This is a genomic window from Delftia sp. RIT313, assembly GCF_000632165.1.
GTDB lineage: Bacteria > Pseudomonadota > Gammaproteobacteria > Burkholderiales > Burkholderiaceae_C > Comamonas > Comamonas acidovorans.
Genome location: NZ_JFYT01000055.1, coordinates 1 through 23,169, shown reverse-complemented (window position 1 = coordinate 23,169; position 23,169 = coordinate 1). Strand labels below are relative to the sequence as shown.

At 67.8% G+C, this 23,169-nt stretch carries 22 protein-coding genes; all 22 read right to left on the bottom strand.

Features of this window, described 5'->3' with window-relative positions; genetic code table 11:
* Positions 1-13 precede the first annotated feature (13 nt).
* Positions 14-598, bottom strand: a complete 585-nt coding sequence (locus tag BW39_RS16355) for a hypothetical protein (protein ID WP_235264219.1) — start codon at positions 596-598, stop codon at positions 14-16.
* 4 nt (positions 599-602) lie between these two features.
* Entirely contained in the window at positions 603-1,235 is a 633-nt protein-coding gene (locus tag BW39_RS16350) for a hypothetical protein (protein WP_043823021.1), read from the bottom strand.
* Between the two features lie 5 nt (positions 1,236-1,240).
* On the bottom strand, positions 1,241-2,074 hold the full coding sequence (locus BW39_RS16345) for a hypothetical protein (protein WP_043823020.1): 834 nt from the start codon (positions 2,072-2,074) through the stop codon (positions 1,241-1,243).
* Positions 2,075-2,122: 48 nt separating this feature from the next.
* Positions 2,123-3,295 carry a type VI secretion system baseplate subunit TssG gene (tssG, locus tag BW39_RS16340; protein ID WP_043823018.1) on the bottom strand — a complete coding sequence of 391 codons (1,173 nt, stop codon included), beginning with the start codon at positions 3,293-3,295 and terminating at the stop codon, positions 2,123-2,125.
* A complete protein-coding gene (gene tssF, locus BW39_RS16335; RefSeq protein WP_043823016.1) occupies positions 3,292-5,166 on the bottom strand; it encodes a type VI secretion system baseplate subunit TssF in 1,875 nt (624 codons plus the stop codon). Before tssF ends, tssG begins: the two co-directional genes overlap by 4 nt.
* 23 nt (positions 5,167-5,189) lie before the next feature.
* Entirely contained in the window at positions 5,190-5,744 is a 555-nt protein-coding gene (gene tssE, locus BW39_RS16330) for a type VI secretion system baseplate subunit TssE (RefSeq protein ID WP_012205683.1), read from the bottom strand.
* Between the two features lie 11 nt (positions 5,745-5,755).
* The gene (locus tag BW39_RS16325) at positions 5,756-6,187 is read right to left on the bottom strand and encodes a DUF4087 domain-containing protein (protein ID WP_052155359.1); all 432 of its coding nucleotides are present in this window, start codon (positions 6,185-6,187) and stop codon (positions 5,756-5,758) included.
* The gene (locus BW39_RS16320) at positions 6,177-6,701 is read right to left on the bottom strand and encodes a hypothetical protein (RefSeq protein ID WP_043823015.1); all 525 of its coding nucleotides are present in this window, start codon (positions 6,699-6,701) and stop codon (positions 6,177-6,179) included. Before BW39_RS16320 ends, BW39_RS16325 begins: the two co-directional genes overlap by 11 nt.
* Positions 6,702-6,718: 17 nt before the next feature.
* Positions 6,719-7,651 (bottom strand): hypothetical protein, encoded by a 933-nt coding sequence (locus BW39_RS16315; RefSeq protein WP_043823013.1) that lies wholly within the window; start codon positions 7,649-7,651, stop codon positions 6,719-6,721.
* Positions 7,652-7,698: 47 nt separating this feature from the next.
* A complete protein-coding gene (locus BW39_RS16310) occupies positions 7,699-8,505 on the bottom strand; it encodes a type VI secretion system accessory protein TagJ (RefSeq protein WP_043823011.1) in 807 nt (268 codons plus the stop codon).
* 48 nt (positions 8,506-8,553) lie between these two features.
* Complete coding sequence (locus BW39_RS16305; protein WP_013802358.1) at positions 8,554-9,105, bottom strand: hypothetical protein; 552 nt, start codon at positions 9,103-9,105, stop codon at positions 8,554-8,556.
* A 20-nt stretch (positions 9,106-9,125) separates the two neighbouring features.
* Positions 9,126-9,497, bottom strand: a complete 372-nt coding sequence (locus BW39_RS16300; protein ID WP_013802359.1) for a hypothetical protein — start codon at positions 9,495-9,497, stop codon at positions 9,126-9,128.
* Positions 9,498-9,614: 117 nt separating this feature from the next.
* Complete coding sequence (gene tssC, locus BW39_RS16295) at positions 9,615-11,108, bottom strand: type VI secretion system contractile sheath large subunit (protein WP_012205676.1); 1,494 nt, start codon at positions 11,106-11,108, stop codon at positions 9,615-9,617.
* A gap of 28 nt (positions 11,109-11,136) precedes the next feature.
* Positions 11,137-11,679, bottom strand: coding sequence for a type VI secretion system contractile sheath small subunit (gene tssB, locus BW39_RS16290; RefSeq protein WP_012205675.1), 543 nt, complete (start codon positions 11,677-11,679; stop codon positions 11,137-11,139).
* Positions 11,680-11,862: 183 nt separating this feature from the next.
* Positions 11,863-12,888, bottom strand: a complete 1,026-nt coding sequence (gene tssA, locus BW39_RS16285; RefSeq protein WP_043823009.1) for a type VI secretion system protein TssA — start codon at positions 12,886-12,888, stop codon at positions 11,863-11,865.
* A 57-nt stretch (positions 12,889-12,945) separates the two neighbouring features.
* Entirely contained in the window at positions 12,946-13,650 is a 705-nt protein-coding gene (gene tagF / locus BW39_RS16280) for a type VI secretion system-associated protein TagF (RefSeq protein ID WP_013802362.1), read from the bottom strand.
* Positions 13,632-17,288 carry a type VI secretion system membrane subunit TssM gene (gene tssM, locus BW39_RS16275; protein ID WP_043823006.1) on the bottom strand — a complete coding sequence of 1,219 codons (3,657 nt, stop codon included), beginning with the start codon at positions 17,286-17,288 and terminating at the stop codon, positions 13,632-13,634. Before tssM ends, tagF begins: the two co-directional genes overlap by 19 nt.
* A gap of 4 nt (positions 17,289-17,292) precedes the next feature.
* Positions 17,293-18,624 carry a DotU family type VI secretion system protein gene (locus tag BW39_RS16270; RefSeq protein WP_013802364.1) on the bottom strand — a complete coding sequence of 444 codons (1,332 nt, stop codon included), beginning with the start codon at positions 18,622-18,624 and terminating at the stop codon, positions 17,293-17,295.
* Between the two features lie 21 nt (positions 18,625-18,645).
* Complete coding sequence (gene tssK, locus BW39_RS16265; RefSeq protein ID WP_012205669.1) at positions 18,646-19,980, bottom strand: type VI secretion system baseplate subunit TssK; 1,335 nt, start codon at positions 19,978-19,980, stop codon at positions 18,646-18,648.
* A 17-nt stretch (positions 19,981-19,997) separates the two neighbouring features.
* Positions 19,998-20,597: a type VI secretion system lipoprotein TssJ gene (gene tssJ, locus BW39_RS16260; RefSeq protein WP_043823004.1), complete on the bottom strand. Its 600-nt coding sequence runs from the start codon at positions 20,595-20,597 to the stop codon at positions 19,998-20,000.
* Positions 20,598-20,616: 19 nt separating this feature from the next.
* A complete protein-coding gene (locus tag BW39_RS16255) occupies positions 20,617-21,405 on the bottom strand; it encodes a PP2C family protein-serine/threonine phosphatase (protein ID WP_043823002.1) in 789 nt (262 codons plus the stop codon).
* On the bottom strand, positions 21,402-22,994 hold the full coding sequence (gene tagH, locus BW39_RS16250; protein WP_235264218.1) for a type VI secretion system-associated FHA domain protein TagH: 1,593 nt from the start codon (positions 22,992-22,994) through the stop codon (positions 21,402-21,404). The genes BW39_RS16255 and tagH overlap by 4 nt, the downstream gene beginning before the upstream one ends.
* Positions 22,995-23,169 lie beyond the last annotated feature (175 nt).

Genomic DNA, 23,169 nt, shown 5'->3' with positions numbered 1-23,169 from the left:
CCGGGCATGCCGGCTAGCGGAGGGGGCGGACTTCGACCTTGCGGCCCTTGGCCTGGCACTGCGTCAGCAGCCGGTCGACCCAGGCGCGTTCGACGAGGAAGCTGCTGCCGGTGATTTCCTCTGCCGTTTCACGGACGCCAGTGGCCAGGCGGATGGATTTGTTGCGCGCCATGCCTTCGCCGTACTCCTCGGCCTCCTGCGGCGTGGCATGTGCCGGGGCCAACAGCGAGCCCAGGCTGAGAATCTCGCCGCCGTCTTGCCAGATCATCCAGACGAAGGGGCTTGGATCTTCGGGCGGCGCGGAGCGCTGCTGGACAAAGCAAAAGTGCTGACGCCTTCCCGCCAAGGAGATGTCTGCGTACTGCAGCTTGAGTCGAAGGTAGGCGCGCAGTACGGCAGGCGAAGGGATGCCGGCCTTGACGGGACGTGAGAAGTCGTCAGGAGGGAGACCCTGGGAGGTTGCTGGCGCAGGGCTGCCGTTGTCTGCCGCAGCATTGGCCAGAGCCAGGACTGTTGCGGGCAGGGCCAGCGCGGCCACCAGACAGGCCATCCGGCACATCCGGCTGGGCGGCAACCAGGATTGGTGGAGATGCGGCATTCGGCTATCGGGCAGGAGCCACTTTGATGGTGCGGCCCTTGGCCTTGCACTGCGCCAGCAGCAGGTCCACCCAGGCACGCTCGACGAGGATGCTGCTGCCGGTCGTTTCCTGCGCCGTTTCACGAACGTCGGTCGCGAGGTGGATGGCCTTGGCTTCGGCCAAGGCATCTCCGTCCCATTGCGCTTCATCCGGCGATGGTTTGGCGGTGAAGCGGCGCTGCCCCAGATTGGCGATCTGGCCGCCTTCCAGCCAGACCATCCAGACCGATGAGCGCGCAGGGGTTACGGTGCGGTTGTGCTGCTGCACGAAGCAAAAGTGCTGCCTGCTCTGGGCTTTCTGGGGGGTGTTGGCTTCGTCCTTGGCTTGCAGATAGTTGCGAAGGGCCGCAACCGATGCCACGTAGTGAGAGGCCGGGCGCGAGAAGTCGGCGGCCGCGGCGGGTTTTGGTGCGGCATCGGCTGTGTCTGCCGGTGCCGCAGCGCCAGCCTGCCAACTTGCGACTGCGAGGAGGGTCAGGCATGCGGCCCGTGCGAGACCGACCGAGACGCTGGCAGGCTTCGCAAGGGCAGGCATTGCGCAATGGCCGTGGTGGCTGGGGGAGCCCAGTCGCTGGAGGGCTTGTTGAAGTTCAGGCATGGGCTTCAGTCCTTCTTGCGCAAGCGGGTATGGGTGTAGAACGTGTTGCCGGACAGGGTCTTGTGTTCGCGGAATTCGGGGCCTGGCTGGGGAGCTTCGTTGGTTTTCCAACCGAAGAGCCCTGTGGACGTGGGGTCCGGGGGCACTGGCGCCTGGGCGATGTCGATGGCGGCCTGCACAAAATCCAGATAGGCCTTGCGCTGCGGGTGAAGGCCGTTGTTGGCGTTCTGGAGATACTTTTGAAGGTTTCCTGCCATTTCGGATGGCAGCGTGGGATACAGGTTGAACCCGTGGAACTGGACCGATCCACGGTCGTTTGCCATGACGATGTCTTTTTCGCTGGTGGCGCCACGTGCCATGAAATCCCCGGGATTCGGGCTCTTGAGGCGGTTTTCGATCACGCGCCGCATCCATTGCATGGAAGTCCGAATGTCTTCAATTCGCCAGCTTGAGCCACCGAGTGCGGGCGAGGTGTTCTCCGCCAGGAACAGCCTTGCCAGCATCCCCTCCGTCGTGCTCTCCGCAGGCAGCGAAATGCTTTTCTCCACCTGCACGGTGATGGCTGCGGGCATGACGCTGAGCCCGGTTCCCTGCACCGCCACGATGCTGAGCTTGGTGAGCCCGGGCTGCTGCGCCACGAAGTCGAATTGCCAACTGTCGGCGCGGGCGTTGTGTACGGGGGGCTGGGCCGCAAGAATGCTGGGCGCATCGATCCTGGCGCCCAGCTTGTAGGTCTTTGCGACGGCCTCGATCTTGACGCGCAGGCGGTTGCCTTCGACCAGCGTCAGTGTGGAAGGGACCGGTGCGTTGTGCGGGAACTTGATCTGTACGGTGGGCATGTGTGCGAGCAGGGAAGTGGTGATTCAGTGGTTCGGTGATTCAGTGGTTCAAGGACTGGGGCCGGGGCCGGGGCGCCGGCCCCGCACGGGCTGGCGGCGCTGGCGCAGCCAGGCTTCGGGGTCCAGGCGGAAGTCGCGCGCGTCCTGGGCGGGCTCGGCGTGGGTGAGCCAGGTGGTCCAGCCCAGCTGGGTGCTGCTGCCCAGCCGGGCGGCAGGCACTTCCTGGCGGCGCAGCACCAGCACGTAGTCCCAGGCGAATTCGATGCCCAGGTAGTTGCGCACCCAGTCCACCAGGGTCTGGAACAGTGCGGCCTGGGGCAGCAGCTGCCTGTATTGCTCCAGGCCCAGCGGGCCGAGCACCAGGCGGAACTTGCTTTGCGCATCGGGCACGCGCGAGCCCACGACGGCGTCCACGCCCAGGCGCGAGTTGCAGGGGCGGCCCTGCAGCCGGGTCTGCTGCTCGGGCTCCAGCTCCAGGTGGTGCAGGCAGTTTTCTTCCAGCTTCACGGGAATCTGGAAGTAGTGCGACAGGGCCTGGCACAGGCCTTCGGGGTTGCGCGTCCAGCGGGTCAGATGGCCGGCCATGAAGCGCTTGGCGTGGTCTGGCACGTCGTCGCGCGCGCGCTGGCTGGGCAGGCCGGCGCCTATGAAACTGTCTATGTAGCGGCCAAAGGGGTCTTCGCCCGGGCGGTCCAGCGATGCGGTGGGCTGTGCGTCCGACCAGGCGCGGAACAGCAGCAGCAGCATGCGGTGGTGAAAGATGTCGGAAAAGCGTGCCAGCGTGGCGTCGTCATGCTGGCGCAGGCGCTCGCGCACGTACTCGGTGATGTGCGTGGGCAGCGGGCCGTTGGGGCCGTAGAGGCCGAAGTTCCAGACCGTCATGCGCTCAGGCTCGCCGGCGCGCGAGGGCAGGATTTCGGCAATGGTGGCGGGGGCGAAAGCCAGCGACGGGTCCTGGCCCAGGCGCAGCGGCTCGTCCTTGGGGCGCGTGGCCTGGCCCAGGCGCGGCAGCGCGGGATGGCGTGCCTGCAGGTAGCGCAGGCTGTGCATCAGGTCGAACTGGTAGGGCCTGGCGCTCAGGCGCTGCCAGAACAGGCGCGCCCGGGCGTCTTCGGGCCCGGTGGCCTGCACGGGCGCACGCGCGGGCGCCGGAGCTTGAGCCGGAGCCGCAGACTGGAGGTGTTCCGGTTCGGGCAGGGGGGCGTGGGCGGCGTTGCTCATATGCCGGGCCTTTGTCCGGGGCGAGGAGTCCAGCGCGCGATGGGGCCGCGCTGGCGTGAGTGCAACTGCAGCTCGGTGAAGCTGTTGACGCCCACATGGCGGGCGAAGAATCGCTCCAGCACATTGGACAGGGGCCAGGGGCTGACGCCGGCCATGGCCGGCTCGTCCACGCTCAGGTGTACGCCCACGCCGCGGCCGTAGACCAGTTGGCGGTGCTGGGGCAGGCGGCGCGTGATGGGTTCGATGCGCATGCCCTGGATGGCGGCGATCTGCCCGGCCAACTGGTGGTTGCCCAGGTCCAGGTACAGGCGCAGCAGCTCCTGCAGCGTGGCCGCGCCTTCCTCGTCGGACAGATCGGTCATGGCCAGGTAGTTCAGGCTCAGGTGGGAGATCAATCGCCAGGTCAGGCCTCCGTCGGCCACGGCGGGGATGGGCGCGCTGGGGCCGGCGATGGCGCGGGCCCATTCCACGGGCGCCGATTCCTGCAGCGCAAAGTCGCCGCCCGGCTGGTTGACGCGCATGAGCAGGGGCAGGTCGCGGTTGGTGCACAGGGTGTGCATGGACAGCTGCTTGAGGTCGTCGGAGAACGGGGCCTCGCGCTGGTCTACCAGGGAGATGAAGACTTCCGAGCCCAGGTACTGCGTGCGCGGTCCGCTGCGCAGGCTGCGCTCGGAAAACAGCCGGGGCTCGCGCCGCGTGGTGAAGTAGGCCTGCTCGGTGGAGTGCAGGCCGTGCGTGGATGCGTACAGCGGCGCGAATTCGCGGTCCTGGGTCTTGCCTTCGTGGTGGCCGGTGACGGCCTGCACGCCGTAGACCTCGAAGTCCAGCGGCCGCGTGCGGTCGGGAATGACGTGGTACTCGTGCACGTTGGAGGCCACATGCAGGCGGTCCGCCGTGTACTCGAACAGGTTGATGGCCGGAATGCAGTGCATCAGCAGCTTGGCCGCGTCGATCTGCGGCTCCAGCGTGGGCGCGGCGCGGCGCAGCAGCACGGTGATGCCCACGCCGTCATGGGCAATGCGGCGCATGCTGCGCGACAGGCCGTTGATCGAGAAGAACCGCTGCCGCGCGGGAAACGCAAAGTACTCGTGCAGCAGACGGTGGCCCTGGAAGGCGCGGTGCGAATAGGGAATCAGCGCCTGCTCGCTGTCATGGCCTTCGGCCCGCAGTGCATCGGGCTGCAGCACGTCCCAGACCTGGCGCGGGTCCTGCGGGTGGTGGACAACGATGGCCAGCGTCTGCGTGTGGATGAGCTCCTGCAGGTGGGAGGCGACGACATCGCCCGCATGGATGTAGACCCACAGCTGGTCCATCGCCAGCTGCATGCACTGCGAGGCGTCCAGCGTGGCAAGCTGCAGGCGCAGGTGGCCGCCGGCCTCGCCCAGCTGGGGCACGAGGGCATGGGGCAGGTCCAGCGCCGGGCCGCCCAGGCGCGCCTGGCGTATCTCCAGCGGCCACAGCGTCAGCGGCCCGCCGGTGCGGAATTCGCAGATGGTCTGCTCTTCCTGTGACTTGTGGGTGCGCAGCACGCTGCCAGAGGGCAGGGTGAAGCCGTCCACGAGGTTGCCTTCCTTGGCGCTGGGCTTGAGCTGGACCACCACCATGGATGGCGTGGGCGCCAGGTAGTGGGGGCAGACCATTTCCATCATGCGCTGGGACAGGCGCGGAAACTCCGCATCCATCTTCAGCTGGATGCGCGCGCTCAGAAAGCTGAAGCCTTCCAGCAGGCGCTCCACATAGGGGTCGGCCACATCGGTGTCGTGCAGGGAAAGGCGGCCCGCCACCTTGGGGAAGGCGGCGGCGAACTCGGCGCCCAGCTCGCGCAGATAGGCCAGTTCGCGGTTGTAGTACTCGACGAGGCGGGGATTCATGGTGTGTGTGGCGGCGTCCGGGCTCAGGCCCTGAGGTTTTGCAGCGAGACCTGGCCGGTCTCCAGGTCCAGGCTGGTCTTGAGCAGCAGCTCCAGCGGATAGGGCATGGACCAGAACTGGCAGCGGATCTCGAACTGCAGCGTGTTGTGGTGGTTGAGCTGCTCGGTGGAGGCCAGCAGCGTCACGGCCAGCGTCTTGGGCAGGATGCGCGGCTCGAAGGCCAGGATGCTTTCGCGGATGCTGCGCTCCACATGGCTCCAGTCCAGCTCGGAAAGCAGCTGGCCGGCCAGCGGCGGCATGCCGTAGTTGATGACCGAGCGCTGCACATGCTCCAGCCCCTCCATCTCCACGTGGTCCCAGGCATCGCGCGCATTGAGCAGCCAGCCCAGGTCGCGCAGCAGGGCCTCGCGCAGGCGGGATTCGTTCACGAAGACCGCATCGGGCCGCTCGGTGCGCAGATGGGGCTCATGGTCGGTCAGCCGGTCCAGCAGGGCGGGCTGCAGCCGGTCCTTGGCTGCGGTCGCCTGGTTCTGGCGCGTGCGCAGCGTGGGCATGGGGTTGAGGGGACTGGGGCGCATGGCTTGTTTCTTCAGGAACCGGCCGGCCGGGCAGCCGCCAGGGGGTTCACGGGCTCCTTCGCCTTCAACGCCGGGTCTTGGCGGCAGGCGGAAAGAGGGCGCGAACGGGCAGAGAAGATCTGCACGATCTGCTCCTTGTCATCGGTGGACACCTTCATGCAGGCGCAGCCATAGCCGTGGCTGCCATGGCCGGTGCGCACCCAGTCACGGTCTGCAAAGCGCGGCCAGTCGCCCTGGGCCTGGTGGCCCCCCTGCACGCCAACGGTCCAGTCGGTATCGCGATCGGTCAGCGAGGCATTGGCGGGCGTGGGATTGTCGAACCAGCCGCAGCGCAGGGTGCCGGGCGTGGCGGCAACGGCAGCCCAGGGGCTCAGACACGCCATAGCAAGGACGAATGCCGCGATCAGGCCTGGCTGCTGGAACTGCGGCATTTCAATGCGCATCGCTGCCCCCTTCGGAAGCGGTTGCCGCGCCGGCCAGCAGCGCCTGCTCATTCACCCATTCCCGGCTTTTGCCGCGCACGCACCATGCGGGGTTGCTGACCCAGTCGGTGAAGTACATGCTGGGATGGCCTTGAAGGATGTTGCAGCGCTCATATCCCATACGGGGCATGGCGTAGTGCTGCAGTGGCGCAACCACCAGAAAGGACACGGCAATGGAAAGCACATTGATGGCGAGGACGCCCATCAGTGCGTACTCCACCTTCTTGAGCACGGTCTTGCTGCAGGGAATGGCATTGGCGATGACCGCTGCAACCATCACCAGCGGGAACGCCAGCGCTGTGATGGCCAGTGGCGACAGCGGCGTGATCCTGACGGCGGGCGCGCGATCGAGCAGGCCCCGGATGTCGGGCGCAATCTCCGCCAGCACCAGGTACGCATTGGCCGCGAGCAGGGCCATGCCAAGGGGGATGGCCCAGATGGCGTTCCTGCGGTTCTGGCGGACGCGGTCTTGCATGGAGTATTCGGTCCCTGTCACTTCTGGCGGTTGATGCTGCACAAGAGGCCGGTACTGCCGGGGCCGGGCGCGCAGGCGATGTCGCCGTCGGGCTGCTGACCGTTGTCCTGGTTCAGCTTCTTCCATTCGGGCGACTGGGTGTTGACGCGGTACAGGCCTTGGGGCGTGTCATCGGTCAGGGATTTCAGGGCGGAAATCACCTTTTGCTTGATCTGCCATTTCTGGTCGGCTGCATTCAGCGCCATGCCTGTGACCAGCACGGCCACGGCCATGGCGGCCAGCGGGAGCACGGCCACGGCGGTGGCGCCAGCCACGGCAGCGCCTATGCCAAGGCCCACCATGGTGGCCAGGCCGGCCTTGACGGCCTCCACGCCAATGCCGCCGACCAGGTCGTGCATGGTCTTTTCGTCGTTGAACATGAAGTCCAGCGACTCGATGAGGCTGGAGACCACCACGCCCAGGATGAAGCCGCCCCTGGCCACGTTCTGCAGCCCGCGCATGCCCAGGCCCATCTGCACCATGCGCGGGTTGGAGGCCAGGTAGCGCGTGCCGCGCAGCAGGTGGCCGCGCAGGCCCGCATGGCCCCTGATGATGATGTAGGTGCCGCTGGACGTGGTCTTGACGTAGGAGCCCACGCCGGCCATGCCCAGGGCCTGCAGGGTTCTGGCGATCATGTAGGCATCCATGGAGCCCAGGGCCGCAGGCGCGACCCAGGGCTCGCCCACGTTGGGGCTCATCACCTTGGTCCAGTACTCGCCCAGCGGCGTCTGCGCCAGGATGGCGTGCAGCCGGGAGGCGAGCCGCGGGTCGATGCGTGCCTTGTCCGCGAGGATGCCCAGGTACTCCAGGGGCGTGAGCACCAGGACATCCAGCTGGCGCCTTTCCATCTCATCAGCGATGGACTTGGCGTAGTTGACTTGGAAGAGGGTGAAGGCAATCGATGCGGACATTGTGGGCAGGTGTCTGGTCTTGCGGGTGATGAAAAAGGGGCGGGGGATCAGGCAGCGGTGCTCAGCGTGAGCTGGCGCACCTGCAGCATGGGAAAGTCCTCGGAGTCGGTGACCCAGGTGCGTTGGCCGTGGCCGGCCACGTGGCCCGAGGATTCATCAGGATCGGAGGAGCCTGTGTCCAGCGGGCTCCACTGCGTGCGGCGCGACATGCGGACGGCATCGTCATCGCCGGGCGCCAGCGGATAGCGCGCAGGCATGAAGCCCTGCAGCGCGCCGCCCTCGCGCAGCGTGACCTCGCAGGGCAGCCAGATCAGGTCGCGCAGGTCCTGCACGGGCTCGAAGCCGATCTGTGCAATGGCGTCGAAGGGCAGCCAGTAGTAGCTGCCGTGGGCCAGCAGCTCGCAGACGGGGCCGAGGCGGGTATCGCTGTCGGCCAGCCATTCGAAGCGGTGCTCGCCCATGTGGCCTGCGGTGGCGGGCGCCTCGTCCAGGGCGCGGGCGCGCAGGTCCTGGGCAGCTGCTCCTTCATGGGCCAGGGCGTCGATCAGGCAGGCCAGCCATTGCGCGGGCTCGCCCATGAGAAAGGGCTTTTTCTTGCCGGCGAAGACCTCGGCGCGCAGCACTTCGCAGCGGATGGCCTCGCGGTATGCGCGCGCCATGGGCTCGCACGACGGGTCGAGCTGGGCGCACAGCTGCAGCTGCTCCAGTGCCTTTTGCCATTCGCCCAGCACGCACAGCAGCTGGAAGTAGTAGACGCGCAGGGGCGCCGAGGCCGGTGCCTGGCGGATCTGGTCCTTCAGGGCCTTGAGTTGCTCGTCCAGGGAAAGCTGTGAGGTGAAGCTGGGCAGGGGCATGGTGAAAACGCAGGAAAAAGAGAGGGGCGGGGTGCGGCTGCGCCCCGGTCAGTCGTCGTAGGAGCGGCAGCCCCAGCGCACGGCGTCGGGCGCCTCGCCGGCCACATGGCCGATGACGATGCGCGGTGGCGTCTCGTCCAGGCCCTTTCTGAGCGGCATGGCGCGTGCGTACTGGGCGGGTAGCTCGCCGAAACCTTCCAGGTTCCAGCTGCTGCGCGCCTGTGGCCGGGCCTTGGTGCGCTGGACCAGGGCCTGCAGGCTGCCCGTGGCGCGCGCCGCGACAATGCTGCCGCTGCCGCCGCGCACGGTGATGGAGGACACCTGCGTGCCATCGATCTCCAGCGGCGTGGCAAACAGGTAGAGCAGGTCCAGGCTTTCGCCGGGCGCGCGGTCCACCACGGTCACGCCCTGCGCGCGCAGGCGCTGGGCCAGCGCTTCGTCGCGGCCGTCGGGAAACTCGATGCGGCAATGCAGGGCGTCGGTGAACAGGGTGGTGATGTCCGCTGCCGTTGCTGTTGTCGTGACGGGGGCGGCTTGCACCGTGGCGCAGGCCGTGCCGGCCAGCAGCAGGGTGAAGAAAGCTTTGGAACAGGCGTTCATGGCGTGGCTCAATGGGCTCATCAGGGATGGCGGTAGATCTTGAAAGCGGGCTTGTGGGTGCGGTAGCCGGGCCCTGCCCAGAAGCCGTTCTGCTTGAAGTCCGAGATCCAGACGCTTCCGTCGAACATCTGCATGTGGCCAGCGGGCGATGAGGTGAAGCCCTGCATCACGGCCACATCGCCTTTCTTGTAGCCACCTTCGGGCATGGCGTCGTAGCGTGTGAAGCCGGCGGCCACCAGGCTGGTGCCGTAGTCCTTGGCATCGCGCGTGCGCTGCAGTGCGATGCCGCCAGCGCCGATCGCATCGCGCACATAGCGCGCGCAGTAGCCGGCCGAACTGGCGCGGGCATTGGTCTGCAGGGTGGCGACGGCGTTGTCTACATTCCAGGGCATGAAAAGCCTCTCTGAGTTGGGTCCTGGAGGGGAAAGCTTCTCCAGGCCTGTTTCTTGTTATGGGGCCTGGCCCTGGTGCGAGCGTGTCGGCACCAGGAGCCAGGTAGGCGGGCAGTCTTACTTCGCGCCCTGCTTCACGGAAGGCAGCTTGGACACCAGGCGCAGCGAAACCGTCAGGCCTTCCAGCTGGTAGTGGGGGCGCAGGAAGAACTTGGAGGTGTAGTAGCCGGGGTTGCCCTCGACTTCCTGCACCTGCACCTCGGCGGCGGCCAGGGGCTTGCGGGCCTTGGTCTCCTGCGAGGAGTTGGCCGGGTCGCCGTCCACGTAGTTCATGATCCAGTCGTTGAGCCAGCGCTCCATGTCGGTGCGCTCGCGGAAGGAGCCGATCTTGTCGCGCACGATGCACTTGAGGTAGTGCGCGAAGCGGCAGCAGGCGAACATGTAGGGCAGGCGCGCCGACAGGTTGGCATTGGCCGTGGCGTCGGAGTCGTAGTACTCGGCGGGCTTGGCCAGCGACTGGGCGCCGATGAAGGCGGCCACGTCCGAGTTCTTGCGGTGCACCAGGGGCATGAAGCCGTTCTTGGCGAGCTCTGCCTCGCGGCGGTCGCTGATGGCGATTTCCGTGGGGCACTTCATGTCCACGCCGCCGTCGTCGGTGGGGAAGGTGTGGGCCGGCAGGTTGTCCACCGCGCCGCCCGATTCCACGCCGCGGATGGAGGTGCACCAGCCGTAGTACTTGAACGAGCGGTTGATGTTGACCGCCATGGCGTAGGCCGAGTTGGCCCAGCAGTACTTGCCGTGATCGCCGCTGTCGGTTTCTTCCTCGAAGTCGAATTCATCGACCGGGTTGGTGCGCGCGCCGTAGGGCAGGCGTGCCAGGAAGCGGGGCATGGCCAGGCCGATGTACTTGGCGTCATCGGACTCGCGCAGGCTGCGCCAGGCGGCGTACTCGGTGTTGGTGAAGATCTTGGTCAGGTCGCGCGGGTTGGCCAGCTCCTGCCAGGATTCCATCTGCATGATGGCGGGCGCCGCGCCCGAGATGAAGGGGCAGTGGGCCGCGGCAGCCACCTTGGCCATTTCACCGAGCAGCTCCACGTCCGGCGGGCTGTGGTCGAAGTGGTAGTCGCCCACCAGGCAGCCGAAGGGCTCGCCGCCGAACTGGCCGTACTCCTCTTCGTACACCTTCTTGAAGACGGGGCTCTGGTCCCAGCCCACGCCCTTGAAGCGGCGCATGTTGCGGTGCAGCTCCTTCTTGGAGATGTTCATGACGCGGATCTTGAGCATCTCGTCCACCTCGGTGTTGGTCACCAGGTGGTGCAGACCGCGCCAGGCGCCTTCGAGCTTCTGGTAGTCGTCGTGGTGGATGATGCGGTTGATCTGCTCGGACAGCTTGCGGTCGATCTCGGCAATGATGGCCTGCACCGTCTGGTAGGCATCGTTGGACAGCGTGATCGCCGAGCCCAGGGCCTGCTGGGCCAGCGTCTGCACGGCCGCTTCCACGGCTTCGCGGGCCTGGTCGGTTTTGGGCTTGAATTCCTTTTGCAGCAGGCTGCCGAATTCGCTGCCGGCCAGCGCCTGGGTCGATTGTTCGAGTTGGGTTGCGGTATTCATGACGTGCTTGCCTTCCTGATGTGCTGCCTCAAGCCTCGGATGCAGGGCCCGAGGCCTGCGGGGCAGTGATGTTGGGCGCGGCGGCCAGCGACTTGAGCAGCGCAGGGTCCTTGAGCACCTTGCCGATCAGCTCTTCGGCGCCCTGCTTGCCGTCCATGTAGGACAGCAGGTTGTGCAGCTGGGTGCGGGCCTCCAGCAGCGAGTTGAGCGCGCCCACGCGCCGCGCGATGGCGGCGGGGGAGAAGTCCTCCATGCTCTCGAAGCTCAGGTCGATGTTGAGCTTGCCCTCGCCCGTCAGCGTGTTGTCCACCTGGAAGGCGACGCGGGGCTTGATGGACTTCATGCGCGCATCGAAGTTGTCGATGTCGATTTCCAGGAACTTGCGGTCGGCGATTTCGGGCAGCGGATCGACGGGCTTGCCCGACAGATCGGCCAGCACGCCCATCACGAAGGGGATCTGCACCTTCTTTTCCGAGCCGTAGATCTCGACGTCGTACTCGATCTGCACGCGCGGCGCACGGTTGCGCGCGATGAATTTCTGACCACTCTTGCCGGTTTTGGTGAGCGACATGCGGGTGTTCCTTTCAAGAAAAAAATGGGTCGCAGAAGTAAAAAGCCTGGAGTCCCGCCTTGCGGCGGACCGAAGGGCTGAGGGCGCAAGAGGCCGTGTGGAAACAGGGGGACGGTGTGGGTGTCATGGGGCAGCCAGCTCCTTGAAAGCGAAGTCCGGGGCCAGCAGGTCCGTGTGTGGCCTTCATGTCTGCTGCTCCTGCAGGTGGGCGCCCGTGATCACTTCCACCTGGGCCAAGCTGTCGGGCGACAGTTCGCGCAGGATGTCCATGAAGCCCATGCGCATGAAGCGGGCGGCACGGCGGATGAGCAGGGGGGCGGGGTTGGAGGGCTCGGTGCGCTCCACGAAGGCGGCGATTTCCAGCAACTGGGCAATCGCCTGTTCGCGGTTGCGTGCCGGGGTGTGGGGTGCGCCGGGTGCGGGCTGGGCTGCCAGGTCGTCCCCGGTACCGGCCTGTGCGGCCGGATCGGTTTCAGCGGCCGTGTCGGCATCGCCTGTGGACTGGGGCTGCCATTGCTTGAGGGCCAGCAGCAGCTGGCGCAGGCCGTCGAGCTCGGGCTGCTGGTGGCTGGGCAGGTGCTGTTCGCAGCAGGCGCGGATCTGGTCGAGTTCCTGCAGCGCAGGGGTGACGGCCAGCAGGGTTTCGTGGCCCTCGGCATGCGCGCGGGCCGAGGCCATGCGCAATTCGTCGGCGGTCAGGTGCGGCAGGTCCTCGGGCACGTTGCCCTTGGCCATCAGTTCGGCGTCGCGCACGCTGATCTGGCCCAGCGCGCCGCGCAGGAAGTCGGCGTTGCGCAGGTCACGCACAAAGCCTGTCACGTCCGACAGGGTGCCCAGGGCGTTCATGCGCATGAAGTAGTCGTCGCCATCCTCGGGCAGGGGATGGACATGCTCCCAGTGGCGCTCCAGCAGGGCGCCGCACAGCTGCAGGCCCTGCAGCGTGCCGGGCAGGCCGTGCAGGATGGTCCAGGCACGGCACAGCAGCACGGCCACGCGCAGGTCCTTGGTGCGCTGCATCAGGGCCGAGGCCTGGCGCTCCACGTCGCGCCAGTCCGGTGGCTCGGCGGGGATGACGGTGTCGCCGAACTGCTGTTCTACCTTGCCCTGCGCAGCGCTTTCCATGGCCTGGAAATCGTTGTCATAGGTAAGGTCCGGGCCGCAGGGCGGCTCGGCGGCGGTCTCGGTCAGCAGGTCCTGGATATTGGCCATGGGCGGGTCGGTGTTGCTTGGGTATGGTGTGGAGTGGACGGTGCGATCTGGACGAACTCAGGCGCCCTTGAACAGCCGGGTGAACAGGCGGCGGTGCAGCACTTCGTGCTGGACCACTTCGTCAGGGGCGTGGCGCGGCGTGGCCGAGATCCACCAGACGGAGGTGGTGGAGCCCGGGCGCATGCAGGCGCGCCAGTCCATGCGCGGCAGGCGCGCGGCGTTGCCTTGCGAGGCGCCCATGTCAAGGTCCGCCAGCAGGCTGTGGATGGAGGTGCTGTCCGGCGTGCGGCCGTCCTGCTGGAACGGCCATTGCAGGGTGGCCAGCCGCTCGTCGAGCTGCTGGGCCGACAGGGGCAGGCGCCGGGCGTCGATGAGCGCATCGCGTGCGCCGCTCAGAAAGCGTTCGATGTCCTGGTCCGACGCCGGCATGCCGGAGCTGCCGTCCACCGTGGCCATGATGGCCAGTGGAAAGAGCCGGCCGATGCGGTCGGAGCTGGGCCCGATCACGCCCACCATGGGCTGGCCCAGGATGGAGGCGGGGCACAGGAAGAACCACAGCGGCGAGTGCACGAAGCGCGTGGACCAGTTGTCGGCCGCATCGCTGCGCAGCTGGTCCATGCCGTTGCGCAGCCACTCGTCCCAGCGCATGGTCAGTGCGTGGGGCATGCGCCGGCCGACGAAATCGCCCTGGCTTGGCAGCTTGCCCCACCAGGCGGCGCAGGGTCGCTGGAGGGTCATGGCGTTCACAGCCGGTCCGGACATTCGAATTCCTCCATGGCCTTGAGCCGGAATGGGTTGAGGACGCTGCTGGTGGTGACTTCCATGCGCAGCTTGCGTCCGTCGATGGTGAAGATGGCCGTGAAACGCTCGGGCGAGTTGCCCGGCAGGATCTGGGCACGGTCGAACAGGCGGTGCAGCGCCCAGGGGCCTTCGGTCACGATGCCGGTGTTCTGGGCGCCGGCGGCCGTGATCTGCAGCCGGGCCTGGCCGGTGCCGCGCGTGCCCGGCCAGGAGACGGCCTTGGGGATTTGCGGGCCGTGCTGGTAGCGCACGATTTCGCCGTCCACGTCCAGCACCATCTGGGAGATGGAGGCGTCCATGTCCAGCGGCTTGATCTCCAGCCGGATGCCGGGCGTGTTGCCGCCTGCGCGGAAGAACACGTCGCGGATGGAGGCTGCGCGCTGGAAGGCGGCCAGCGAGGCAGATCCCCCCACCGGCGTGCCGTCCACACCCTGCTTGAAGGTCCAGGGCACGGTGGAGATGTCCACCATGGTCTGCAGCTGGGTGCGGAAGAACTCGTCCATGGTGCCGCCAGTGGCGAACAGGCGGGCGAAGTCGTCCGTGGTCACGTCGCGCGTGGCGCTGCGCGTGAAGGGGTAGCGGCCCAGGATGGCACGGCGGCAGAAGTCGCCGATGGTGGCGTTGAGGTTGCCGCCCAGCGTGCTGCGCACGCTGCTTCCCACGAAGGACGAGGTGGACGTGGCCAGGGCCTCGTACATGCTGTTGAGCGGAGGCGGCACGCGCTTGGCTTCCGAGCGCACCTTCTCCAGCGTGCCGCTGAGCGAGGGAGGCACGCCGCCGCCCTGGATCACCTGCTGGCGCGCCGAGGCGATGACGGCCGCCGCCTCGTTGAGCACCTGCAGGCTGGCGGTGATGGGCGCGGGGCCCGAGCCGTTGCTGGTGGCAAGGCGCCGGTATTCGCGGAAACGGAAGTCCACGATGTCGGCCTCCAGCGTGCCGGTGGCCAGCATGCCGCCCACGTTCAGCGGCTTGCCGGTCAGGCGGCTGAGCTGGTGCTGTTCCTCGCGGATGCGCTGCAGTTTCTCGCCCAGCCAGCTGCTGGTGCTGCCCGAGCTGCCGCCTTCCTGCTGGTCCGGGCGGCGGGCCAGCGTGGTCTCGCGGGCCACGGCGCGGATGAACTGCTCCAGGCTGGAGTTGGCGGACGAGTACAGGCGGGCCTGCTCGCCGGCCTGCTCCAGCGAGGCCGTGCGTATGGGGCGGATGTCGGCCAGGAAGGTTTCCCACAGGCGCGCGTACTCCATCAGGTACAGGCGCTTGACCTCGTTGGCCAGCTGGCCCGTGAGCACTTCCTGGGCCACGCTGCGCCGGCCTTCGGCCTGGCCCAGCACCCAGGTTTCCTCCTTGGCCAGCAAGGTGGTGACCTTGGGCAGCTCGTGCAGGAAGAGGCCGTGGTAGCCGTCATAGGTGAACAGGCCGCTGATGCCTTGGGTGAGCGGCTTGCCGCTGGCACGCGCAAAGACCTGGGGCGCCTCGGGCCCGCTGGCACGCACCACGCTGAAGTCGGGCGGCAGCTTGTCGCCGGTGTTCAACAGCTGCTTGAGGCGGCTGTAGGCGCGCTGGGCGGGCGACATCTGGGCTAGGCGCTGGCGCACTTCGGCGACCAGGTTGGCGTCGATGGGCTGGGCGGAAACCACCACGCGGCCGTCGATGAGGCGGTCCAGGTGCTCGGACAGCTGGTCCACCAGGCCGGCCTGCACCAGATGCTGGGGCAGGGTGTTTTCCCAATCGCTGCGCAGCCAGGCCTTGACGAAGGTGGCGTCGAAGTGGTCGGGCTCGTAGAGCATGAGATAGGCCTTGAGCGTTTCGTAGCTGGCCTCGGGGCTGCCGGTGCTGACCTGGCGCAGCGAGCGCGCGACATGGCTGCTCAGGCGCGGCAGCCAGGCGTCTTCCAGCAGGCGCAGGTAGGTGGCGTGGGCGGCCGTCTGCACCTTGGGCACCTGCAGCAGGCCCCAGCGCCAGCCCAGCGGGGCCGATTCCTCGAAGCGGCTGCTCTGCGCCACGCGCGCCGCGTGGTTGAGCATGGGCACCAGGGCGACCACGTTGTCGGGGTCGGTGGCCTTGGATTCCTCCACGGCCTGGCGCAGCGTGCCGGCGTTGTCGGCCACTTCGTTCAGGTAGCGCTGGTTGTTCTCGTAGCTCAGCGTCCAGGCCAGGGCCGCGCCGCCCAGGGCCAGCAGCAGGGCGCACAGGCCGGCGGCCTGCATCAGGCGCAGCTGGCGCTCTTTCTTGGCGTTGCGCCCGGTCAGGCCGGACTCGTTGAACATCACGTCCTTGAACAGCGACTCCAGGAAGTAGCTGCGGCCCTGCTGCGGCACGGCATCGGCCGGCAGGCGGCCACGCAGCGCAAAGCGGCGCGACAGGGCCGACATCACGCGGTCGAAGGGCATGCCCTCCTGCGTGCCGCTGGTGAAGTAGACGCCGCGCAGCAGCGGCTTTTCCTTGAAGCGCGAGGCGGAGAACGCCGCATCCAGCGTGTCGCGCACCACGTCCTTGAGGCCGGCAAACTGCTGGGGCAGTGCGTAGAGCAGGCTGCGGCGCGCAAGATCGGGCTCGGTCATCAGCCGCTGGGGCAGCAGGCGGTTGATTTGGGCGACCAGGGCGTCGAACTCCTCCATGTACAGGGCGCTGGCGGCCTGCGGGTCGCTGGCGGGCGAGCGCTGGGTCTTTTCGTCATAGGGATAGGTGAAACCCCAGACCTGGGCGCGCTCCTCGCGGCTCATGGCGCCGAAGAACTCGTTGAAGCCCGCCAGCAGGTCGCTCTTGGTGACCAGCACGTAGACGGGGAAGCGGATGGTCAGCTCCTCGCACAGCTCGCTCAGGCGCAGGCCGATCAGCTGGGCCAGCTGGGCGCGCTCGGCGTCGCTGGCACTGAGCAGTTCCTGCACGCTGAGCGTGACGATCACGCCGTTGACGGGCTGGCGTCCGCGAAAGCGCTTGAGCAGCTGCATGAAGCCCTTCCAGGCTGCCTTGTCCTGCTCCGCATCGCTTTCCTGGGTGGTGTAGCGGCCGGCCGTGTCCAGCAGCACGGCCTGGTCGGTGAACCACCAGTCGCAGTTGCGCGTGCCGCCTATGCCGGGGATGGCGCGCTTGCCGAACTGGGCCGCCAGCGGGAAGTCCAGCCCCGAGTTGATCAGGGCCGTGGTCTTGCCCGAACCCGGCGAGCCGATGATCAGGTACCAGGGCAGCTGGTAGATGTAGCGCTTGTTCCAGCGGCCGAACAGGCCGCCTTCGGTCTGGCCGAAGCGGGTCTTGCTCAGCGTGTCCAGGGCTTCCTTGAAGCGCGACTCCAGCTCGGCCACTTCCTCGGAGCCTGCTGCGGGCGTGCCGTCCGCCTCGCGCGGCGAGGTCAGGCGGGCCAGGCCGGTCATGAGGTGCTCGTTCATGCGCTGTGCGCGCCACCAGCGCAGCAGCAGGCGCAGGAACCAGAGGATGAACAGGCCGGCGATGATCCACCAGCGCACGGTGGGGCTGCCCAGCGGCTGGTAGGGCTGGATGAAGACGAGCGGGCCGACGAACCAGATGAGCAGGCTCAGGGCCACCAGGCCCAGAAGCTCCAGCATGTAGCGGTTGAACAGCCATGAGGCGATGCGACGGATCATGGGATCAGTTCCTGGTCTCGGGTGCGGCAGGCAGGGCCTGCAGTTGCTGGTCACGTTGCTGGGGCGCGACCAGCAGGACGATTTCCACCCGCCGGTTCAGCGCCCGGCCTTCTGCCGTGTTGTTGGGGGCGACGGGGTCGCTGTCGGCACGGCCCTCGGCATGCAGGCGCTGGCGGTCGCGCAGCGAGCCGCCCAGCATCTGGGACACGGCCTGGGCACGTTCCTGCGACAGGTTCCAGTTGGACGGGAAGCGCGCCGTGCGTATGGGCAGGTTGTCGGTGTAGCCATTGACGACGACCTTGCCCGGCACTTCGTCCAGGGCCGCTGCCACGCGGTGGATGACCTGCACGTAGCGGGGCTTCACGACGGTGGCAGCCGGGTCGAACAGGCCGTCTCCGCGCAGGATGACGGTGCTGCGGTCGGCCTCGTCGCGCACGCTGACCAGGCCTTCGCGGATCTCGGGCTCCAGGAACTGGCGCAGCCGCGGCTTGATGGTGGCCACGGTGGCAGCCGCCGAGGTGCGCGGGAACCGGATCTCGTTGATGGCGGCGAACAGATCGTCCGAGCTGTTGGACAGCCGGTAGCTGAACCACAGGTAGATGAAGAACGCCAGCAGCAGCGTGATGGCTGCCGCCACCCACAGCGGCACCATGGCCCATGGCGGCGAGGCCAGGCGCTGCACGCCACGCCAGTGCACGGACAGCAGGCTGCTGCGGTCGCCGCGCGTGGATTCGATGAGCTGCAGCAGGCGTGCCTTCAGCGTTTCCAGCTGGGCGCGGCCGTTGTCGATCACGCGGTAGCGGCCTTCAAAGCCCAGCATCACGCAGTAGTACAGCAGCTCGATCAGGTCGATGTGCTGGTGCGGCGTCTGCACCAGGCGGGCCAGCAGCTGAAAGAACTTCTCGCCGCCCCAGGTTTCGTTGTGCAGGGCGACCAGCAGGCTGTGCTTGGGCCAGACGCCGGCACTGCCCCAGGGCGTCTGGGCGGCGGTCTCGTCCAGCACCGTGCAGATGCAGTAGCGTGCACCGATGATGGTTTCCATGGGCACGCCGCTGGCGCCTGCGCGCTGCTCGAACTCGCGGATGTGCTCGAGCAGCAGTTGTTGCAGCGCGCGCGGGTCCTCGTTGGTGACCATGGCGCGGATCTGGGGGATGAGGTTCAGCAGCCGGTTGGCGGCGGCCACCAGCGGGTTGCCGCCGCTGACCACGTCGGGCAGGTTGGAGCGCAGCGGCTCCTGGCCGGCAGGCGCGGGCGCGGCGCTGGCCGCGCCTTCGGCACGGCCCGTGTCGGCGTCGCCGCCCCAGGGCATTTGGTGGCTGATGTTGGAACTGTTCATGTCGGAAGAGGCGTCGCGCCGTCAGCGGCGGATGGCCCAGAACTCCAGTTGCAGGTCGGGGAATTCGCCGGAGACGTGCATGGCAAGGCCGCCGGAGCTTTGCAGCTGGTTCCACAGGTCGTGCGTGGTGTCCACCTCGAAGTAGTTGTAGCCCGCGTGGTAGGGAATCTCGCGCGGGGCAATGGGCAGGGGCCGCAGCGTGACGCCGGGCAGGTGCAGGTTCACCAGGTCGCGTATGCGCTCCACGGGGCCCAGCTTGGTCTGGGTGGGAAAGTGGGTACGCAGGAATTCCGGCGTGGTCTGGGCATGGGCGGCCAGCACGAAGTCGCAGGTGGTGAGCAGTTCGGTGGACGGGATCAGCGCCACGCGCACGCCGTACTGGCGGTCGTGCAGCGGGATCTGGATGGCGTTTTGCTCGAGCACCGAGGACAGGCTGCGCCGCAGCTCCAGCATCAGCGGCGGGAAGCTGCGCCGCAGGTCGTCATGGTCGTAGGCGGGCAGCACCTCGGGGCGGCGGCGCTCGTGGTCGAAGGTGGTCAGCTCTGCAGCCAGGCGCAGCAGTTCCTCGAACAGGCGCTCGGGGTGGATGCTGGCGGTGCGCACCCAGTGCTGGGCCGCGCCCGTCCAGTGGTTGATGAGCTGCAGCAGCAGGAAGTCGCCGACCTCGCCGATGCCGCCGCGCTCGGGCTGGATCATGCGCTGGGCCAGCACTTCGCCGCGCTGGCGCAGCAGGCCGTGGATTTCCTTGCAGAAGGTGTTGAGCACCGAGCTGGGCCCGTTGTTGACCACGGTGGGGATGAAGCCGGGCTCCAGCAGCACGCCGCCGCTGGCCTGGCGCTCCACCACATGGGCCACAGGCAGGCTGACCCAGCCTTCGGTCAGCTCGTGGGCGGGGCGCAGGCTCAGGCGCAGCCGGCCCAGCTGCACCTCGGCGGGCTGGGCACCCACGTCGTTGCTGTCCGCCACTTCGGTCACGTCGCTGAGATAGCGCGCTGGGCTCTGGGAGCCTTCGCCAAAGGTCACTTCGCTGCCCGAGAAACGGCGCAGCGGCAGCGCCAGGTGGACCACCACGTCCTTGAAGTCCTTGCCGATGTCCAGCGGGGTGGGCGCCTCGTCGTCGCCCGGCAGCTGGAACGGCGTGCCGTCTGGCAGCACGCCGTGGGCCGAACGGATGCCCAGCTTGCCCATGCGCAGCAGATCGGTGTCCAGCTCCAGTTCCGAGAAGCCCCAGAAAAAGGGCTGCCCCGGCAGGCTGCGTGACTGCAGTTGCCGGAACAGGAAGCGCTCCTGCTGCTGGAAGTGCTGGGGCCGAAGGAACATGCCCTCGGCCCAGATGACTTTGCGTTGCCAGACCATGGTGGATAGATGTGCGTTTATTGGGATGCGGGTTGAATGCGGACGGTGACCTCTTCGCGGGTCAGGTGCACCTGGTAGCGCACGGGCTGCAGCTTTTCGGTGGAGCCCATGCCCCACCAGCGCCGGCGCAGCTCCACGGAGTTGGGCGCGACGGCCGAGGCGCGCCAGGTGCTGCGCTCCAGATCGCGGTAGGCGGCGAACAGGCCGAAGGCGCGCACATCGGGGTTGCCCTTGCGCTCAATCACCTCGCGCTGGCCGGGCGCGACCAGGAATTCCTCGCGCCGCACGAAGTCGCTGCCCAGCTGGCCGTCGTCCTTGTCCTGCAGGTCGAAGAAGCCGGCGCGGTCGAAGGCGGCGGAGGCGCGCAGCTCGTAGATGCGCAGCAGCACGGGCTTGGGAATACCTTCACGGTCCGGGTTGATGTCCATGTCCGCCACCACTTCGAAAATGGCGGTGGGCACGGCTGTGGGCGCCACTTCGGGCGCGCGGCTCAGGGGGTTGAGGGAGCCGCAGCCGGCCAGGCCGGTCACCACGGCCGTGCCCAGGCCCAAGGCGCCCAGCGTTTGCAGCGCCTGCCGGCGCCCCTGCGATCCCTGCGATTCCTCTGATCTCCACATGGCTTCTCCTGTCTCGATGTCAGTCATTGGTTTCACGCGGGCAGATCCACACCGTCAGCGCACTGAGGTTGTCCTGGTGCGGATTGCCGCTGGATACGACGCGGCCGACCATGCGCTGTATCCATTCGTCGGGGCGTTGGCTGGCGGCCAGCAACTGCTCCATTTCCGACTCGTGCATGCCTTCCCACAGGCCGTCCGAGCACAGCAGGAAGACATCGCCGGGCTCCAGGGTCACGGCGTCGGCGCGGATGCTGGGCGGCACCTGGCCCTCGGCGCCAATGGCGCCGGCCAGCACGTTGCGGTTGGGCAGGCGGCGTGGGTCGTTCTCCTCGTACAGGCCGGCGTGCAGCAGCTGCTGGACCAGGCTGTGGTCTTCGGTGCGCAGGTGCATGCGGCCCGCGCGGAACCAGTACAGGCGCGAGTCGCCCCAGTGCGCCCACAGGGCCCGGCCCTGCTCGGGATCGATGCACAGCACCACCACGGTGGCGCTCATGTGCATGCGCGAGACCGAGGTGGACTGCTGGCCGCTGACGCGGTGCTCCGCCTGGGAAATCAGGGAGGCCAGGCTGGCGGGGGCGAACAGCGGGTTCTGCCGGAAGCCATCCACCACGGCCTGCACGGTGAGCTGGGCGGCGAGCTCGCCGTGCCCATGCCCGCCAGCGCCGTCGGCCAGCGTGCAGCACAGGCCGCCGGCGCCCAGGTCCATCAGGCCCATGGCGTCTTCGTTGCTGGAACGCCTGCCGCTGTGGGATGCGCTGGCCACCTGGATGCTGTAGCGGTGGCCGTCTCCGTCGAGGTAGGCGATCACGGCTGGCCTTTCACGGACTGCTCGGCGTTTTCGTAGGCCTCGACGAAGGTGCGGCCAGAGAAGGCCATCAGGTCGTCCTCGGCATGGCGGCGCAGCACGTCGAAGTTGTGCTTGTAGTCGTCCCACAGCGCGGCCTTGCGGCCATTGGTCAGCAGCTTGTCCAGCAGGCCGGGGTTGGTTTCTGTGCGGCGCTCCAGCTCGGTCGGATCGAACCGGGTCAGGGCCTCGGCATAGGCGGCGCGGATGCCGGCCATCAGGGCCAGCTGGTGCACATGCAGGTCCTGGAAGGCGTCCTGCATGGCAGGCAGCGGCTTCATGAAGCCCGGGAAGGTCTGGTGGACCATCTGCATGAGCACGCCCTCGGAATTGGGCAGGAACTTGAGCGGGTTGTTGGCCCCCGTGGCAATGATGGTCACGCCGGCGCGGAACTCGCGCTTGATCTCGGAGCGCGCGGCCAGCAGGTCGATGGTTCCCTGCACGGCAATGCGCAGGGCCTCGCCGAAAGTGCGCATGAATTCCGGTGTGACCTCGAAATGGGTCTTGGCCGGGTTCAGGCCTGCGCCTTCCATGAAGGCTGCGGCCAGTGCCTGCAGATCGGCGTTGGCGGCCGGCTGGGGCTGCACGGGAATATCGACAGGCGCGGCGGTGGAGGGCAGGGCGCCGATGGGAATGGCGGCGTCGCCCTGGCCGAGGATGCTGGAGGCCGCGGGGATATTGACGTTGACGCCTGTGTCAATGGGGGCCGAGGTAGGGGCAACGGCAGCCCTGGCGACGGGCGCAACATGGGCAAGACCGGACTTGAAGAGGTCCAGATCCAGTCCATTGGTGGGCAGCAGACCGTCCAGCGCGGCCGGCTCGGCGGGGATCTGGGGCACGGGCGCCGGGGCAGGCGCGGCAACCGGAATGTCCTGTGCCTGCGCCGGTGCCTGCGTCTGTACCTGCGTCGGTACCTGTGCCCGTGCCTCCACCTGTACAGGAAGCTGCTCCTGCACAGCAGGAATCACGGTATCGATCACAGGCGGGAGTGCAGGCTGGGCCGGGGCTGCCGCCCCCGGCGGTGGCACCGGCCCAGCGGGCTGTGCATGCGACTGCATGCGCGGCAGATTGAAGGCCTGGCCCAGTTCGGAGCCCCGGCCCGAGGCCTGCTGCAGCGGCTGCGCATCGGGGGGCAGGCCGCCCTGGTCGAACAGCGCAAGCGGGTCGAGCTTTTGGGATTGCTCGAAGCACGAAGGCAGGCCGGTATGGGAGGCATCATGCAAGGCCTCGGTGCTCAGGCCCTTGAGCGGCAGGGTGTGGACCATGCCGTCATGGCGCTGCTGTATCAGCTCGCCCGTGCCTTGCGATGGCAGGCCGGCCCAGCCTTCCTCCTGCTGCCGAGCCTGCTGGGGCGGCGGAGCAAAGGGGTCGAAATCATTGGGGATCAGCAGGGGGCGATGCTGCGGCTTGGCGGGCTGCGGCATGGCCAGTGCAGCCTGCTCGGGCGGGATGGCGCTCTCGATCGAAGGCACGGCAGGGGTCTGGATGGCATCCAGGCTCAGTGCCGTCAGGCCTTCCCAGGGATCGGCGATGCCGGGGGCGGCGGCAGGCAATACGTCTGCCAGCGGCGCTGCCTCTGCCAGCGGCGCTGGTTCCGGCAGCGGGGGCTGGACGGCGACGGGTGGCGGGACGATCTGGGGCTGCGGGGCGGCTGTGGCGGGGGGGGGCGCCGCCCGCGGTGGTTGCCCGGCGTGTTGGGGGTTCGCGGGTTTCCTTGTAGCCGCAGGG

What these genes read in the sequence shown, in the direction of transcription:
- BW39_RS16355 (WP_235264219.1), bottom strand. Translation starts at nt 598, where the DNA reads ATGCCGCATCTCCACCAATCCTGGTTGCCGCCCAGCCGGATGTGCCGG.
- tssF (WP_043823016.1), bottom strand. Translation starts at nt 5,166, where the DNA reads ATGAATCCCCGCCTCGTCGAGTACTACAACCGCGAACTGGCCTATCTG.
- tssJ (WP_043823004.1), bottom strand. Translation starts at nt 20,597, where the DNA reads ATGTGGAGATCAGAGGAATCGCAGGGATCGCAGGGGCGCCGGCAGGCG.
- tssB (WP_012205675.1), bottom strand. Translation starts at nt 11,679, where the DNA reads ATGTCGCTCACCAAAACCGGCAAGAGTGGTCAGAAATTCATCGCGCGC.
- tssC (WP_012205676.1), bottom strand. Translation starts at nt 11,108, where the DNA reads ATGAATACCGCAACCCAACTCGAACAATCGACCCAGGCGCTGGCCGGC.
- BW39_RS16320 (WP_043823015.1), bottom strand. Translation starts at nt 6,701, where the DNA reads ATGCAAGACCGCGTCCGCCAGAACCGCAGGAACGCCATCTGGGCCATC.
- tssA (WP_043823009.1), bottom strand. Translation starts at nt 12,888, where the DNA reads ATGGCCAATATCCAGGACCTGCTGACCGAGACCGCCGCCGAGCCGCCC.
- BW39_RS16325 (WP_052155359.1), bottom strand. Translation starts at nt 6,187, where the DNA reads ATGCGCATTGAAATGCCGCAGTTCCAGCAGCCAGGCCTGATCGCGGCA.
- BW39_RS16315 (WP_043823013.1), bottom strand. Translation starts at nt 7,651, where the DNA reads ATGTCCGCATCGATTGCCTTCACCCTCTTCCAAGTCAACTACGCCAAG.
- tagF (WP_013802362.1), bottom strand. Translation starts at nt 13,650, where the DNA reads ATGTCCGGACCGGCTGTGAACGCCATGACCCTCCAGCGACCCTGCGCC.
- tssE (WP_012205683.1), bottom strand. Translation starts at nt 5,744, where the DNA reads ATGCGCCCCAGTCCCCTCAACCCCATGCCCACGCTGCGCACGCGCCAG.
- BW39_RS16345 (WP_043823020.1), bottom strand. Translation starts at nt 2,074, where the DNA reads ATGCCCACCGTACAGATCAAGTTCCCGCACAACGCACCGGTCCCTTCC.
- tssM (WP_043823006.1), bottom strand. Translation starts at nt 17,288, where the DNA reads ATGATCCGTCGCATCGCCTCATGGCTGTTCAACCGCTACATGCTGGAG.
- BW39_RS16350 (WP_043823021.1), bottom strand. Translation starts at nt 1,235, where the DNA reads ATGCCTGAACTTCAACAAGCCCTCCAGCGACTGGGCTCCCCCAGCCAC.
- BW39_RS16305 (WP_013802358.1), bottom strand. Translation starts at nt 9,105, where the DNA reads ATGAACGCCTGTTCCAAAGCTTTCTTCACCCTGCTGCTGGCCGGCACG.
- tssK (WP_012205669.1), bottom strand. Translation starts at nt 19,980, where the DNA reads ATGGTCTGGCAACGCAAAGTCATCTGGGCCGAGGGCATGTTCCTTCGG.
- tssG (WP_043823018.1), bottom strand. Translation starts at nt 3,295, where the DNA reads ATGAGCAACGCCGCCCACGCCCCCCTGCCCGAACCGGAACACCTCCAG.
- BW39_RS16300 (WP_013802359.1), bottom strand. Translation starts at nt 9,497, where the DNA reads ATGCCCTGGAATGTAGACAACGCCGTCGCCACCCTGCAGACCAATGCC.
- BW39_RS16310 (WP_043823011.1), bottom strand. Translation starts at nt 8,505, where the DNA reads ATGCCCCTGCCCAGCTTCACCTCACAGCTTTCCCTGGACGAGCAACTC.
- BW39_RS16270 (WP_013802364.1), bottom strand. Translation starts at nt 18,624, where the DNA reads ATGAACAGTTCCAACATCAGCCACCAAATGCCCTGGGGCGGCGACGCC.